This is a genomic window from Pedobacter sp. ASV28 (assembly GCF_016428855.1).
Taxonomy (GTDB): Bacteria; Bacteroidota; Bacteroidia; order Sphingobacteriales; family Sphingobacteriaceae; genus Pedobacter.
This window is the reverse complement of the sequence record NZ_JAELTN010000033.1, coordinates 30,772-45,232: the sequence shown is the minus strand read 5'-3', so window position 1 is coordinate 45,232 and position 14,461 is coordinate 30,772. Positions and strand designations below refer to the sequence as shown.

The 14,461-nt window shown below is 45.5% G+C and carries 13 protein-coding genes; 10 read left to right on the top strand and 3 right to left on the bottom strand.

The window, feature by feature from the left end; translation table 11 throughout:
- The first annotated feature begins 5 nt into the window (after positions 1–5).
- The 4 genes from JHD79_RS13320 to JHD79_RS13305 all read left to right on the top strand — a co-directional run bounded on the left by JHD79_RS13320 (position 6) and on the right by JHD79_RS13305 (position 3,520).
- Positions 6–662: an RNA polymerase sigma factor gene (locus JHD79_RS13320; protein ID WP_199119789.1), complete on the top strand. Its 657-nt coding sequence runs from the start codon at positions 6–8 to the stop codon at positions 660–662.
- Positions 663–666: 4 nt separating this feature from the next.
- Positions 667–1,260, top strand: coding sequence for a hypothetical protein (locus tag JHD79_RS13315; RefSeq protein ID WP_199119788.1), 594 nt, complete (start codon positions 667–669; stop codon positions 1,258–1,260).
- On the top strand, positions 1,247–2,326 hold the full coding sequence (locus tag JHD79_RS13310; protein WP_199119787.1) for a hypothetical protein: 1,080 nt from the start codon (positions 1,247–1,249) through the stop codon (positions 2,324–2,326). Before JHD79_RS13315 ends, JHD79_RS13310 begins: the two co-directional genes overlap by 14 nt.
- Before the next feature lie 117 nt (positions 2,327–2,443).
- The gene (locus tag JHD79_RS13305) at positions 2,444–3,520 is read left to right on the top strand and encodes a serine hydrolase (protein WP_199119786.1); all 1,077 of its coding nucleotides are present in this window, start codon (positions 2,444–2,446) and stop codon (positions 3,518–3,520) included.
- A gap of 199 nt (positions 3,521–3,719) precedes the next feature.
- Here the strand turns inward: JHD79_RS13305 and JHD79_RS13300 are convergent, their stop codons facing one another.
- From JHD79_RS13300 to JHD79_RS13290, 3 genes are read right to left on the bottom strand one after another with little or no spacing between them, the layout of a single operon-like run.
- Positions 3,720–3,917, bottom strand: coding sequence for a hypothetical protein (locus JHD79_RS13300; protein WP_199119785.1), 198 nt, complete (start codon positions 3,915–3,917; stop codon positions 3,720–3,722).
- Position 3,918: 1 nt separating this feature from the next.
- Positions 3,919–4,503 carry a hypothetical protein gene (locus JHD79_RS13295; RefSeq protein WP_199119784.1) on the bottom strand — a complete coding sequence of 195 codons (585 nt, stop codon included), beginning with the start codon at positions 4,501–4,503 and terminating at the stop codon, positions 3,919–3,921.
- Positions 4,490–4,966, bottom strand: a complete 477-nt coding sequence (locus JHD79_RS13290) for an RNA polymerase sigma factor (protein WP_199119783.1) — start codon at positions 4,964–4,966, stop codon at positions 4,490–4,492. Before JHD79_RS13290 ends, JHD79_RS13295 begins: the two co-directional genes overlap by 14 nt.
- A 317-nt stretch (positions 4,967–5,283) precedes the next feature.
- Here JHD79_RS13290 and JHD79_RS13285 point away from each other — a divergent pair, with 317 nt between their 5' ends.
- The 6 genes from JHD79_RS13285 (at position 5,284) to JHD79_RS13260 (ending at position 14,412) form a co-directional block, all read left to right on the top strand.
- Positions 5,284–6,141 (top strand): NEW3 domain-containing protein, encoded by an 858-nt coding sequence (locus JHD79_RS13285; protein WP_233164698.1) that lies wholly within the window; start codon positions 5,284–5,286, stop codon positions 6,139–6,141.
- 29 nt (positions 6,142–6,170) lie between these two features.
- Positions 6,171–7,133: an ABC transporter ATP-binding protein gene (locus JHD79_RS13280; protein WP_199119782.1), complete on the top strand. Its 963-nt coding sequence runs from the start codon at positions 6,171–6,173 to the stop codon at positions 7,131–7,133.
- Positions 7,130–8,113 carry an ABC transporter permease gene (locus JHD79_RS13275; RefSeq protein ID WP_199119781.1) on the top strand — a complete coding sequence of 328 codons (984 nt, stop codon included), beginning with the start codon at positions 7,130–7,132 and terminating at the stop codon, positions 8,111–8,113. Before JHD79_RS13280 ends, JHD79_RS13275 begins: the two co-directional genes overlap by 4 nt.
- 66 nt (positions 8,114–8,179) lie before the next feature.
- Entirely contained in the window at positions 8,180–8,506 is a 327-nt protein-coding gene (locus tag JHD79_RS13270; protein ID WP_199119780.1) for a DUF6660 family protein, read from the top strand.
- A gap of 246 nt (positions 8,507–8,752) precedes the next feature.
- A complete protein-coding gene (locus tag JHD79_RS13265; RefSeq protein WP_199119779.1) occupies positions 8,753–13,120 on the top strand; it encodes a CusA/CzcA family heavy metal efflux RND transporter in 4,368 nt (1,455 codons plus the stop codon).
- Between the two features lie 5 nt (positions 13,121–13,125).
- Positions 13,126–14,412 carry an efflux RND transporter periplasmic adaptor subunit gene (locus tag JHD79_RS13260; RefSeq protein ID WP_199119777.1) on the top strand — a complete coding sequence of 429 codons (1,287 nt, stop codon included), beginning with the start codon at positions 13,126–13,128 and terminating at the stop codon, positions 14,410–14,412.
- Positions 14,413–14,461: the final 49 nt, after the last annotated feature.

Sequence of the window (14,461 nt, the reverse complement as noted above, 5' to 3'; positions counted from 1 at the left end):
TTTGAATGAAAGTCACAGCCACTCGGGTTTCGTTGCAATTCTGCCCAAAAAAAATATTTTTCAAAAACTGCAACGTTTTTGGCCAATTGGTTACCTTAATACAAACAAACCCAAAATCAACCCGACCATTGGAACAGACCACAGACAAGGAGGTGATCGAACAATGTAAAAAAGGCGACACAGACAGCTTTAGGAAAATCTATGGGCGTTACGCAAAGGCAATGTACCATACCTGTCTGCGTATAGCAGGTAACGAAACCGATGCAGAAGACTTGTTACAGGAGGGCTTTGTAGAGGCGTTTACCTCGCTTGAAAGACTAAAAGATAGCAACGCATTTGCCGGCTGGCTGAAAAGGATCATGATCAACCGCTCGGTCAACTACGTTAAGCGACAACGAAAATCCTGGCAGGAAATCGACAGCAGTACGACGCAGTACCATGAAGACGAGCCTTTCGACGAGGAGGGATTTTCCAAACAGATCCAGGCCATCCATATCCAGCTTGCCAGGCTCCCCGACCCCCAACGGATCACCATCAGTCTGCATGTGTACGAGGCAATGGGCTTTGAGGAGATCGCCAGCGTGCTCCGTGTACCATCGGCAACGGTGAGAAGCCATTACGCAAGGGGAAGGAAACGAATATTGAACAATATCAAAAGCTAATACCATGGAAGATAGATTCAAAAAACAGCTATTGGCACACAGGGAACTCCTGGAAAAACAAAGCCCATCGCAGGGGGCATGGGAGAAGATAAATGCCAGGCTTAAACCAAAGCCTAAAACTGCTCTACTGACTAGCTACCGCCTGCCTATAGGCATTGCCGCTGTGCTGGCCATTGCCTTCTGCACATGGTTGCTTACAACAGACCAGCACAAACATACACCTGTAATTCGGCTCGCTGGCAGGCCAGCAGTGCCGCCCTTAGCTCCACAGGTAACAGCAGACAAGGTGCAGGAAGATTTTGCCACCCAACTGAAGCTGAGAAAATACATCGGCAAACTAAGCGTAAAACTACTGGCCAAACGAAAACAGCTTGCCAGCTTAGCAGCAAATCATCCCGCCATTGAAAAAGCAGTACAGCAATCAACCAAGGACCTTTCACGCTCTTATAAAGAACTGGAGCAGACACTTGGCCAGCAGGTTAACCCCGAACAGGTTCTACAAATCATGAGCACTAACCTAAAACTCCAGGAAAAACTGCTCAGCAACCAACTTGCCCTATTTCAAACCCTTAAAGAACAAGAAAATGAAAGCCGTTAGCCTCCTGCTGTTATTGACCATCCTTACCTTTAAAAGCCATGCAGCAGAAACAGATACCCTCAGAAAAGAAATCAATAAAAACTATAGCGGCCTTAAAAACGAGATCCTGCGAGTCGATAACCGCTTTGGAAATATTACCCTAGTTCAATGGGACCAGAAGATCATAAAGGTCACGGTTCAGCTGATCGCCAGTGGAAAGGATAAGGCTGCCGCAGAAAGATCAATGGAAACGATCAGGATAACAGATTCGCGTACAGAAAACACAATCTCGCTTCTGACTTCCCTGCAAGCTTCCCTAAAGGCAGGCCCATCAGGGCAAAAGCAGACAAATGTTTCCATCCATTACCTCATGTGGATACCGAAGGGACAATCACTAGCCTTAAAAAATCAGTTCGGCAATATCCTACTCGGCGATCTTAGCGGCCGTACCGAACTTGCCATACGTTACGGAAACCTAACTGCAGGCAGGTTCAGCGGACAGGTCAAGATTTCAGTTCAGCAGGGTAGCGCCAACGTCAAATCAATTAGCGGTGGTCAGTTTACTGCCCGAGGATTTGAAAGTGTGACGATCGGTTCATTATCTTCCGATGTAAGCTTGGACCTGCATGGCGGGGACAAAGTGAATATCAGCCTGTCGCCAGCTGTCAAATCTATAGGGATCAACGCCGGACATATTGGGACCATGAACATTGTGCAGGACAAATACATAGCGGCAGAATTAAGGATCAAGAGCATTTTTAGCCGCTTGAACACCACTGATCGAATAAAACTCGTATCCCCGGCAGCCAGCGATATTGCTGCCCCTCGAACAACTGCCGATAGCATAATGTCGCCCAGGAAAAAAGGCAGGATACCATCTGCTCCACAACCTCTAGAAGAACCGGTCCACCAGCCAGTAATTTCCAAACAGAAACAAGAGAAAACTCAACCTGCGGTCAAACCCGTGGAAAGGACCAAAAAATTGGATTTGCTCAGTCCCAAGTTTTATCAAACCACAATGGGCGCTGGAAACATACCCATATCCATTAGCATTTCTTATTCTACCCTCAACTTGACCATTCCATAAACCTTAACCAAATAATTAACCAGAAAAGCGTATTGAACCTTGCAACCTATTGATGAAACTTCACGTCTATCCCCACATATTTCATAAGTATTTTTAAATCAACCCAATACACCTATTATGAAAAAAATAATTTTTAGCTTGATGCTCTTTACGCAAACGCTTGACCTATCAGCACAAGCAAAGAAAGTTGATCTGTTTATAGATTCCTTTGTAAGGAAGAACAACTTCAACGGAACCATCCTGATTTCAAAGAATGGCAAGGTTAATTACAAGAAAAGCTTTGGGCTTGCCAATTTTCAGTTTAAAGTACCTAATAGGGTCAATACCAGGTACAAGATCGCCTCTATTACCAAAGCGTTTACCTCAGTACTGATCCTCCAGCTGTATGAACAAGGCCGTATAGACCTCAATAAAACAATAAGTACTTATTTACCCGATTACAAAGGTGAAGCAGCCAATAAGGTGAAAATCGTCCAACTGTTGACAGCAACCTCCGGTATTTACAACATGGACGCAGGAACAACAATGGAAAGCGTGTTGAAGAACGGGCTTCCGCAATACCAAAAGCCTTATACTGCTGATGAGATGCTTACTAAATTTTGCAGTGGTGCATTGATTAGGGAACCTGGAAAAGAATTCGATTACAATAATGCCGACTTTATCATCCTGGGTAAGATCATTGAAAAAATCAGCGGGAAAACTTTCCAGGAAAATTTAGCAGAAAAGTTCCTGAAGCCATTGGGAATGAAAAATTCGGGCATGCTGGTTCAACAGAACGTAATTGATGAACTGGCGGATACTTATTTTTACAGGGATGATATCAAGGCACTGGTAAACGATCTGCCGGTGTATATCGAAAACTGGTATGCCTCAGGTGCCATGTATTCCACTGTAGATGATCTCCTGAAATTCTCAGATGCCCTTTTCTCCAAAAAGTTATTGAAGCAAAGCACATTGGATCTGATGTTTACCTCAGGGCTTGGTGAATACGGCTATGGCTTATGGGTTTATAAGGATTACAAAATTAACGGCAAGCTGTACACAATAGTGAAAAGGCCCGGTTCTATCATGGGGGCACAGGCCATGCTGTTTCATATCCTGGAAGATGGTGCTACCATACTCATGCTGAGTAATACCGGCACTGCCAGTCTTGATGATTTCTCTGCAGATATGGCCAAGCAAATTGTTCATTAAGTTTTTCACCATACCATGAGCAAGACATCCGGTAAATTAGCAGGTCAATCTGCAAGAGAAAAAATACAACCAATGAAAGGATTAACTACAGACAGCAGCAGCCAGCTGGGCGATTAAAAACAAAAGCTTGTCCAAAAAAAGCGTCGTATTAAAATCGTTAGACAGCCTAATTACTTAGCCACTCAGTGCGATTAAAAATTCAGTCTGCACAAGAATGACATTTTTTTCTTCGTTGTATTTTCAGTAGGCCCAGAAACTCGAGCATAAGACCAAGGCCTGTTAAAAATCCTTTTAAAGAATCTGGCCATGTAAAATAGCGACTTAAGATTGGTGTTAATGAGACCATTAATAGGCCAACGGTAAGCAATGCAATGGCATTGGGCTGAATACGTTTCATATTATTTAAGTTGTTTTGAAATGTTTTCCAAGACGCGTAGAATCGCATCGAGTTTTTCGGAATCTTTTTTGAAGTAGCGGGGGCGTAACCAAAACCATACCACAAGCAAGCAAATACTGCTCAAAGAATAAAGGAGGATCGCAAAGCTGGGATATCGCAAAAAGGGCTCATATAGATAAACCAACAGACCGACCAGACACAATACCATTACCCTTGCTTGGGTCTTTTTGTAATAATAGATCTGATTTTGCCTGGTCTGCTCAATAAAGGAAACAAATTCCAGGTTACTGCCATCCTGAAGATCCATAAATCGCTTGAGCGACCTGATATTTGTATAAGCCAGGAGTAAGCTCGACAAAGCAATTAACGATCCGCCTATATAGGTGCTTGGCAGCTTAAAATCAATAATCACTAAAACCCCCATCATCAGGCCTGCCAAGAAGCATGAGCAGGCAATAACCAACCATTTCTTTTGTAATCGTTGGTTCCGAAACTTTTTAATCTCCTGTAACAGGGCATGGGAAGTGGGCAAACTATCGGTCTTTGCAGAATGCCATACCGTTTTCAGTTCATCAAATTTGTCCATGTTCTCTAAATTTTTGAGTTAACCTTTCCTTTATTCTATAAACCCTGGTACGAATGTTACCATGGCTTATTCCAACTATAGCGGCAATCTCGGCCTGTGGCAATCCTTCCAGCTCAAGTGAAATAATAATACGGTCGGTCTCTTGTAATTCCGCAATGCATTGATAGAGAAACTCGAGTTTTTCTTCCATTGCTTCTTCTTGTGGTTGGGCCAATTGAAATGGTAATTCTGCTAGTGGCATACGCTTTTTAAGCTCTATTGCCCGTAGACAGATGTTGGTCGCTATCCTGAATATCCAGGTACCGACATGAGACTCATGGCGAAATTTTGATAAGCCTTTCCAAACTGAGATAAAAGTTTCCTGTGTGAGGTCTTTGGCTTGTTCTGCATCATTTGTATAGCCCATGCATACCCTGAATATCTGCGGGGCATAACCATTATATAGTTCTTCAAAATGATCCATAGATAGACTTCAAATGTAGGGTATTTTAAATTTGCAGGGTTAGATACGGGGAGTTGTAAAATGTTACGCCCTAACTTGTAATTAGGGTACCTGTTTTTTACCCCCAAAGAAAACAACCCTTTAAGAGGGTTTCCCTTTTTCAACCCTGTTATACACCGGGCAGGCGCATCTTCCCCTACTTCCGCCCATTTGCATTTGTTAAAAAATGTTAAAACCGTTGGAAAAAAATCTTTTCTTTTTTTGATTTGCTTTCACATTCAAAACAAATTGAACTTACATTTTTTGGAGCTATTATTTTAAATTTTAGTTGTTGGATCATGTTAACCAAATTCTTACCCACATCTTTTTGTGCAACGCACAAACTTACCCTACTCCTCTTGGTTTTATTCCCTATGGTAAACCCGCTCAAGGCCCAAACACCTGCTGCGCGTGTAACTGGCAAATCCAGTTTTACGGCAAAGCTGATGAACATCGAAGGAGCCACGAACGAGGTATTCCGTTATGCCACTACCCTGCACAACGGCGATAGCAAATCGAAGCTCGTTGAACTAAAGGCCCAACTTCCAACTGGCTGGATGATTAGCTACAAGGTTGATGGCAGCGCAGTGACATCGCTAGCAATGGATGCCGGAAAAACCCAGGATATCTTTATCGAAATTAATGCTACGTCAACTGCAGATCCGAATAAATATAAAATACCGGTTAAAGCCATATCGGCAGTTGACACTTTGGTCTTGAATCTGGAGGCCGTGGTGAAAGGTTCTTATGGCCTCATGCTCACTACCCCTTCCGGTCGCTTGAGCGAGGAAGTAACTTCCGGCAGCCATACAGATCTCCAGCTGACGGTAAAGAATTCGGGCACACTTCCCCTAAACAACATCGACCTTTCTTCACAACTTCCGGCAAACTGGGAAGCTTCTTTTGAGCCCCAAAAAATCAGCAGCCTGGCACCGGGCAAGCAACAAGAAATAAAGGCGAAACTAAAAGTTCCCGATAAGACCATTGCCGGCGATTATTCGGCAACTTTTACCGCTAGTAGTGCAAATGGAAACGCGCCAGCAGCTTTCAGAATCATAGTGAAGACTTCACTCCTTTCGGGCTGGATAGGCATCATGGTCATCTTACTGTCCATCAGTTTGGTTTACTATCTCGTTCGCAAGTACGGAAGACGATAACCAACACCTGGATAAATTATTTTTCTAACATGGAGAATCCTATTATTCAACTAAAGGACCTGAGCAAATCCTATGGTGCGGTTAAGGCTGTTGATGGGCTAAACCTTGAGGTACATAAAGGCGAAATCTTTGGATTGCTCGGCCCCAACGGAGCTGGCAAAACCACCACTATACTGATGATGTTGGGCCTTACCGAACCGAGTAGCGGCTCGGTGCAAGTTTGCGGATACCAGTCGACAAGCCATCCCATTGCCGTGAAGAGAAAAGTTGGGTATATGCCCGACAGCCTAGGCTTTTACGATCAGATGACCGCTTTAGACAACCTCATGTATACGGCAAGGCTAAATGGATTGAAAGAAAACGAAGCCATGAAGCAGGCCCTGGAAACCATGGAAACGGTAGGCTTAATGGCAGATAAAGACCAGAAAACGGCTGCATATTCTCGTGGAATGAAGCAGCGACTGGGGCTGGCAGAGGTACTGATCAAAAAACCGGAAGTCATCATACTGGATGAGCCCACCTTGGGAATCGATCCCACGGGCGTAAAAGATTTTTTAGTTTTGATCAAGTCCTTAAGCAGGGAACAGGGCATTACCGTATTGCTTTCCTCGCATCATTTACACCATGTTCAGCAGGTTTGCGACAGGGTGGGCATTTTTGTCAAAGGAAAATTATTGGCCCAAGGAAATATCGAGGCACTCTCCAAAGCACTTTTTGGTCATGAAGGACATGTAACCTCTATCAAAGTGGCTCAAGAAATATCCGAATCCAGTGCATTCCATACTGAGCTGATGAAATGGAAGGAAATTCATAAAATCAGTATGCGTGGAAATGAAATTGAATGTACCTGTAAGCAAGATCTTACGGCTGCGCTTGTGCGCTTTTTTGTGAAAGAGAACTATGATGTTTTAAGCGTACACAGAAAAGACTATGGTCTTGATGAAATCTATGAGAAATATTTTGAAGCAGAACATAATCGCAATAGCAAATGAAAAGTTTAGCGTTTTTATTTAAACCTTCGGCACCGAAACCATTTGGCGTAATGATGAAAAAAGAAATGGCAGATCATATCCGGAGCTGGCGTTTCGTAGTGCTCATTGCACTGATCCTATTGACATTTGTAGCTGCCATGTACGTATCGCTGGGCAATATCAGATCTGCCACCAGTAATGCTAATGATCCCGATCATGTTTTCCTATACTTAAAGCTGCTCACCACAACAGACAATTCTATTCCGCCTTTCCATGTTTTTCTTAGTTTCCTGGCCCCTTTACTTGGCATTAGCTTGGGCTTCGATGCCATAAATACAGAACAGAACAATGGCACACTTACTCGATTGATGGCCCAACCCATCTATAGGGACAATGTGCTGCTTGCGAAGTTTGCAAGTGCCCTGGTACTGGTGGCTGCCTTGTTTTTAATATTGGCATTATGGATGATTGGTGGCGGGCTCTTGATTACGGGGGTACGAATGGAGCCGCAGGAATTGCTCAGAATTCTTGGTTTTGTAGTCATCAGTATTTTCTATGTTGCCTTCTGGTTAAGCCTATCCATTGTGCTTTCTATTAAATTTAGGGGGCCGGCTACTGCTGCACTAACCGCCATTGGCATATGGTTGTTCTTTACTATTTTTTATCCTATTGTACTCAACCTGCTCATTAGATCTTTTTTGCCAGACCCTGCCTATCTTTCTCAGGATAAGATTTTAAGTTATAATGAAATCATATTGGATCTCTTGCGCATTGCCCCGAACCAGTTGTATATGGATGCAACCACCACCATGCTGATGCCATCCGTAAGAAGTCTTGGCCCCATGACCATGGAGCAGATGGCGGGGGCAATTCCGTCGCCGCTCCCTTTTAGGGAAAGCTTAATGGTGGTTTGGCCGCAAGTAAGCGGACTGATAGGTGCAACCGTAGCATGCTTTGCACTTGCCTATTCTCTTTTTATGCGCCGCGAAATCAGAAGCTGACACCAATATTTCACCTCAACACCCGAACCCACTTTGGTATACAAAAAAAATTATACCTTTGTATCAATGAGATTGTTACTCATCATATGGAGCATTTACCTCACATCCCTTGCGGCAACACCTTGCGGCGATGCCAAAGGCCGTTGTGAAGATTCCACTATAAAGACCGAGATCACCCAATCCCATTATCATAAGCAGGAAAGTAAAGATAGCTGTACCCCATTTTGTTTTTGCAGCTGCTGCAGCATCAGTATGGCATCTTTCGATTTCAAACTGTATGAGATAAAGCAGCCCATAGAAGTGCCCGCTCCTCAAAAAACAGCACTACATGATCATTTTCTCATTTCCAACTACCACGGAAATATTTGGCAACCGCCCAAAGTTGCGGTGTAATTTTACAGGTCATTTCATGTAATTGAGGGTTAACCACCAACCATGGTGGTAGGTATTTGTATTACCGGGTCTTGATGGAATACCTATTTCCAAAAGTCCTATTCGCTGGTACCTAGAAGGCCACCCTGGGCTATACCCATTTTTCGGTTCCCTGGTCGTTTTCCATTCCATCAATAAGCATTTGCCTGTCTGCTATACTGCTCGTATAGCCTGTAATCTCTATTATCCTACCTTAAACAGCACTACGTGTTAGATAAAATCATAAAATTTAGTATCAAGAACAAGCTGATCATTGCTGCAATGACCTTGTTGCTTATCATCTGGGGGGTGTGGAGCGCCACAAAACTACCCATTGATGCCGTACCCGATATTACCAATAACCAGGTGCAGATCATCACCGTATGCCCTACTTTGGCTGGGCAGGAAGTAGAACAGCTGGTTACCTTCCCCATTGAACAGCGCATTGCCAATATTCCCAACCTGGAGGAAACGCGCAGCATTTCGAGGTTTGGGCTATCGGTAATCACGGTCGTATTCAAAGAAGAAGTAGACATTTATTTTGCCCGTCAGCTCATCAACGAAAAGCTAAAAGAGGCCGAAGAAAATATTCCCAAGGGCATTGGAACCCCCGAGTTGGCTCCAGTGAGCACTGGACTAGGAGAAGTGTACCAATACATTATCCATCCGAAAAAGGGAAGCGAAAATAAATACAATGCCAAGGACCTGCGCACCATGCAAGATTGGATTGTGGCCCGTCAGCTTTACGGCACACCCGGCATTGCCGAAGTGAACAGCTTTGGCGGCGAGCTGAAACAGTATGAGGTCGCCGTAAACCCCAACCGCCTAAAAGCCATGGGCATAAGTGTTACCGATATCTTTACGGCGCTTGAAAAAAACAACCAGAACACGGGAGGCGCCTATATCGACAAAAAACCCAATGCCTATTTCATCCGTGGCATTGGCCTGGTCACTTCGCTGGAAGATGTGAAGAACATCAGTGTAAAGAATACCACGGGAAGCGTACCCATTTTTATAAAGGACGTGGCCGATGTACGTTTTGGCCATGCCGTAAGGTATGGTGCCATGACCTATAATGGCGAAGTTGATGCTGTTGGCGGCGTAGTGATGATGCTCAAGGGCGAAAACAGTAACGAAGTGGTAAACCGCATCAAGGAAAAATTGCCCGTTATCCAAAAGTCCCTGCCCGACGACATCATTATAGAACCCTATCTTGACCGTACAGATCTGGTGGGTAGGGCAATGGGCACCGTAGAGAAAAACCTGATTGAAGGTGCCCTGATTGTCATCTTTGTGCTGGTGGTTTTCCTGGGAAATTTCAGGGCCGGATTGATCGTCGCCTCTGCCATTCCATTGGCCATGCTTTTTGCCTTGGGCCTGATGAACGTGTTCGGCGTAAGCGCCAACCTGATGAGCCTGGGGGCCATTGATTTTGGGCTGATTGTAGATGGGGCCGTCATTATTGTAGAAGCCACGCTGCATCATTTGGGCCTGCGCAAATCGGTGCAAAAGCTTTCGCAGAAAGAGATGGACGATGAGGTTTTTGCCTCGGCTTCCAAAATCCGTAGCAGCGCCGCTTTTGGCGAGATCATTATCCTTATTGTGTACATCCCTATCCTTACCCTGGTGGGAGTAGAAGGTAAAATGTTCCGACCAATGGCACAAACCGTTGGCTTTGCCATCTTCGGTGCCCTCATCCTGTCCCTAACGTATATCCCCATGATGTGTGCCCTGTTTCTTTCCAAAAAAGTATCGCACAAAGCCACATTTTCCGACCAGATGATGAACTGGTTACAGCGCAGGTACCAACCGCTCTTACAAAAAGCAATCCGGATAAAATATGCCATAGTAGGAATTACCATGGCACTTTTTGCCACTTGTCTGTTACTTTTTTCAAGAATGGGCGGAGAATTCATTCCGCAATTGGCAGAAGGCGATTTTGCCTTTCACTGCATCCTACCACAGGGAAGCTCATTGAGCCAAAGCATCGAAACCTCCATGCAGGCATCAAGAATGATCAAGCAGTTTGAGGAAGTAAAAATGGTGGTGGGAAAAACCGGATCGGCGGAAGTGCCTACCGACCCAATGCCGCCCGAGGCCACCGACGTGATGATTATCCTGAAACCAAAAAAGGAATGGAAAAGCGGCAGGAGCTACGATGAACTGGCCGAGGCCATCAGCGAAAAACTAGAGGCCATACCTGGCGTGTTCTTTGAAAAGAACCAACCCATACAAATGCGCTTTAACGAGCTGATGACCGGCATTAGACAGGATGTAGCCGTTAAGATATTCGGGGAAAACCTGGATACGCTTTCCTTGTATGCCAACCGGGTAAGCGAGGTGATACAACGGGTGAACGGGGCCACGGCCCCACAGGTAGAAAGGGTAAGTGGGCTGCCGCAGATCAACGTGGAGTATAATCGGGTGCGCATGGCCAATTATGGTCTTAACGTAGCAGAGGTAAACGATGTGGTAAGCACGGCTTTTGCCGGCAAAAGTGCGGGCGTGGTCTTTGAAAACGAAAGACGCTTCGATCTGGTCGTCCGTTTGGACAGTCTTTACCGTACCAGTATCGATGACGTTAGCAACCTGATGGTGCCCATAGCTACGGGCAATCAGATCCCCTTATCGCAGGTTGCTACCATCCATTATCAGCTGGGCCCTGCCCAGATCAGCCGCGAAGCCGGCAAGCGCAGGATCGTCATCGGTTTCAACGTTGCCGGAAGAGATGTACAAAGCGTAGTAAAGGACATCCAACAGCAGCTAGACACCCAGATCAAGCTGCCTCCAGGCTATTATTTCACCTATGGCGGGCAGTTTGAGAACCTACAGAAAGCCAGTCAACGCTTAATGATAGCGGTCCCTGTTTCGCTATTGCTCATTTTCGTGCTTTTATACTTTACATTCCGTTCAATCAAGCAGGCAGGATTAATATTTACAGCCATCCCCATGAGTGCCATTGGAGGCGTATTTGCCCTATTGCTGCGCGACATGCCCTTCAGCATTAGCGCAGGCATTGGCTTTATTGCCCTATTTGGTGTTGCCGTACTCAATGGCATTGTGCTCATTGGCACTTTCAACCAATTGGAAAAAGAAGGCTGGACCGATGTGATAAAAAGGGTAATAGAGGGTACAAAAATACGGCTGCGTCCGGTATTGATGACGGCCACGGTAGCCAGTTTGGGTTTCCTGCCCATGGCCTTGAGCAGCAGCGCAGGTGCCGAAGTGCAAAAACCATTGGCCACGGTAGTTATTGGCGGTCTGGTTACGGCTACGTTCCTTACGCTGTTTGTACTGCCCTTACTGTATATTATTTTTAATTCGCGAATAAACCTTAAACCCAAATACCAGATGAAACCCAGCGCCATGATCATGGTACTGATGGTCTCTGCCATCAGCCTTTCGGCAAAAGCGCAGACCAGAAAACCTATCAACATAGAAGAAGCCATCAGCATTGCCCTGCAGCACAATAAGTCCGTAGCAGCAGGCAGCCTAGATATAGAAGCCACTAAAGCCCTCCAAAAAACAGCTGGCGAATTGCCCAAGCTAGACCTGAATGCGCAGTTGGGCCAATACAACAGTACCCATTTCGACCAGTCGTTCCAAGTGTCGCAGACCCTGCCCTTCCCTACCCTGTTTGGAGCAAGGAAACAGCTCATCGTTGCAGAGGTAAAGGGAAAAGAATGGCAACAGCAGCTTACCGTTTTAGCACTAAAAACCCAGGTACGGACCTATTATTATCAGATCCAATACCTACAGCACAACCAAGTGAAACTCCTGCAGCTCGACAGCCTGTTCAACGATTTCATTAAGGTGGCACAACTGCGCTATAAAACAGGCGACACCAAAAAAGTGGATATCAGCACCGCTCAGGCAAAGAAAGGCGAAATCAATCTATTATTAAGGCAAAATGAGGTATACCTGTCCAATGCGCATCAACATTTGCAGGCCTTGATGAATATAGACAGTGGATTTACCATAGCCATTGACAAAATATATCAGCCCCTTACGCTCAATACGCTATTGGACAGTAGCTCCGTGTCCAACCATCCGGCCATCCAGGCCCTGTACCAAGATGCCCTGATTGCCGAACAAACCAAAAAAGTGGAAAGGGCACAAGGGCTGCCCGATTTTAAATTAGGCTATGTCAACCAATCGCTCATCGGTTTTCAGAATATAAACGGTGCCGAGCAGTACTTTGGCCCTGGCAACAGGTTCAGTTCAGTAAACCTGGGCATAGCCCTACCGCTTAGCTTTGGCGCTACCAAAGCCAGGACACGTTCTTTGGACCTTAAAAAACAGGCTGCCGAAGCCAATGCCCATCAGCAACAAAAGACCATGGCCACTTTATTGCAGAATACGCTATCCCAATATCGGCAAGATGTGCAGCAGTACCGTTATTACCTGGAGCAGGCACTGCCCAATGCCCATGATATTATTGCGGCTGCACAACTGGGCTACAAAACGGGCGATATCGGTTATGTAGAATATCTATATGCCCTGCAAACCGCAACGGATATACAGCTGGGCTACCTAAAAAGCATTCAGCAGGTAAACCAGTCGGTCATCAATATCTATTCCTTCATCAATCAATAATCAACATGAAATTCCACATAAATAAGATCAAATGCTTTATCGGAGTTGCCTCATTGGCACTCCTATTCCACGCCTGTAAAAGCAATAGCGGGGACAGGGCACCGGAACACAACGAAACAGGAAAACCCGTTGCCGAAGTGGCGCACCAGGAAGAGGCACCTACCATTGCCAGCCTTACGCCAGAGCAGGTCAAGACCGTGGGCGTGCAGCTGGGGGACGTAGAATACAAAGAACTTACGGCTACCATAAAGGCCAATGGAATGCTGAAGGTACCCAACAACAATAAGGCCAACGCTACCTCCCTATATGGGGGTGTTATCAAAACCTTAAGGGTGCAAATTGGCGATTATGTAAGGAAGGGACAGGAGATCGCTACCATTGCCAATCCACAGTTCATACAGCTACAGGAAGAATACCTCAGCACCGGCAGTAAAATCACCTTTGCCGAACAGGAGCTGCAGCGTCAGAAAACCCTGAACGAGGGCAACGCAGGTGCAGGCAAAAACCTACAGAATGCCACGGCAGAGCTTAACACCCTGCGTACCCGCAGGGCCTCACTGCAGCAGCAGCTAACGCTAATGGGCATTCAGCCCAGCACGGTATCCAACGCTCACCTACGATCAACATTGATCGTTACCAGCCCACTTAACGGGACAATAAGCAATGTATTTGCCAAGATAGGAAGTTATGTAGACGTGTCGTCACCCGTGGTAGAAATTGTGGACAATGGCTCTTTACATCTCGATCTCCAGGTTTTTGAAAAAGATCTACCGCAGGTAAAAGTGGGGCAAACCATCCATTTTACCATTACCAACAACCCAACAACCGAATACGATGCCACCGTATTCAGCATAGGCTCTTCGTTCGAGAACGACAGCAAGACCATTGCCGTACACTGCAAGGTAAACGGCAACAAAAGTGGATTGATAGACGGCATGAACATTACCGGTCTCGTAAGCCTTGATAAGGTCACCACCCCAGCCGTACCGAACGATGCCATTGTAAATGCCGATGGCAAATACTACGTGTTTGTGTTAACAGACAAGCGACCAAAAGAACATGAAGAAGGTGGCGAAGGGGAAAAGGGAAAACAAAGCGAAACACACAAAAAACATGAAGAGAGCGGCAAGGAGTACTCGTTCGAAAAAATTGAAGTGCTGAAAGGCGTGTCTGACATGGGCTATACAGCGGTAACTTTTGTAAACGACATGCCCAAAAAGGTAAAAATCGTGGTAAAGGGGGCATTCTTTGTCAATGCCAAACTCAGCAATAGCGGCGGGCACGAACATTGATAGCAAACAGGGTATATACGGTAAATGCTTTGGGCAGAAAGACAAGCTT

Coding starts and splice junctions, on each gene's coding strand:
- JHD79_RS13300 (WP_199119785.1), bottom strand. CDS start 3,917: ATGAAACGTATTCAGCCCAATGCCATTGCATTGCTTACCGTTGGCCTA.
- JHD79_RS13320 (WP_199119789.1), top strand. CDS start 6: ATGAAAGTCACAGCCACTCGGGTTTCGTTGCAATTCTGCCCAAAAAAA.
- JHD79_RS13310 (WP_199119787.1), top strand. CDS start 1,247: ATGAAAGCCGTTAGCCTCCTGCTGTTATTGACCATCCTTACCTTTAAA.
- JHD79_RS13280 (WP_199119782.1), top strand. CDS start 6,171: ATGGAGAATCCTATTATTCAACTAAAGGACCTGAGCAAATCCTATGGT.
- JHD79_RS13260 (WP_199119777.1), top strand. CDS start 13,126: ATGAAATTCCACATAAATAAGATCAAATGCTTTATCGGAGTTGCCTCA.
- JHD79_RS13270 (WP_199119780.1), top strand. CDS start 8,180: ATGAGATTGTTACTCATCATATGGAGCATTTACCTCACATCCCTTGCG.
- JHD79_RS13275 (WP_199119781.1), top strand. CDS start 7,130: ATGAAAAGTTTAGCGTTTTTATTTAAACCTTCGGCACCGAAACCATTT.
- JHD79_RS13295 (WP_199119784.1), bottom strand. CDS start 4,503: ATGGACAAATTTGATGAACTGAAAACGGTATGGCATTCTGCAAAGACC.
- JHD79_RS13305 (WP_199119786.1), top strand. CDS start 2,444: ATGAAAAAAATAATTTTTAGCTTGATGCTCTTTACGCAAACGCTTGAC.
- JHD79_RS13285 (WP_233164698.1), top strand. CDS start 5,284: ATGTTAACCAAATTCTTACCCACATCTTTTTGTGCAACGCACAAACTT.
- JHD79_RS13290 (WP_199119783.1), bottom strand. CDS start 4,966: ATGGATCATTTTGAAGAACTATATAATGGTTATGCCCCGCAGATATTC.
- JHD79_RS13315 (WP_199119788.1), top strand. CDS start 667: ATGGAAGATAGATTCAAAAAACAGCTATTGGCACACAGGGAACTCCTG.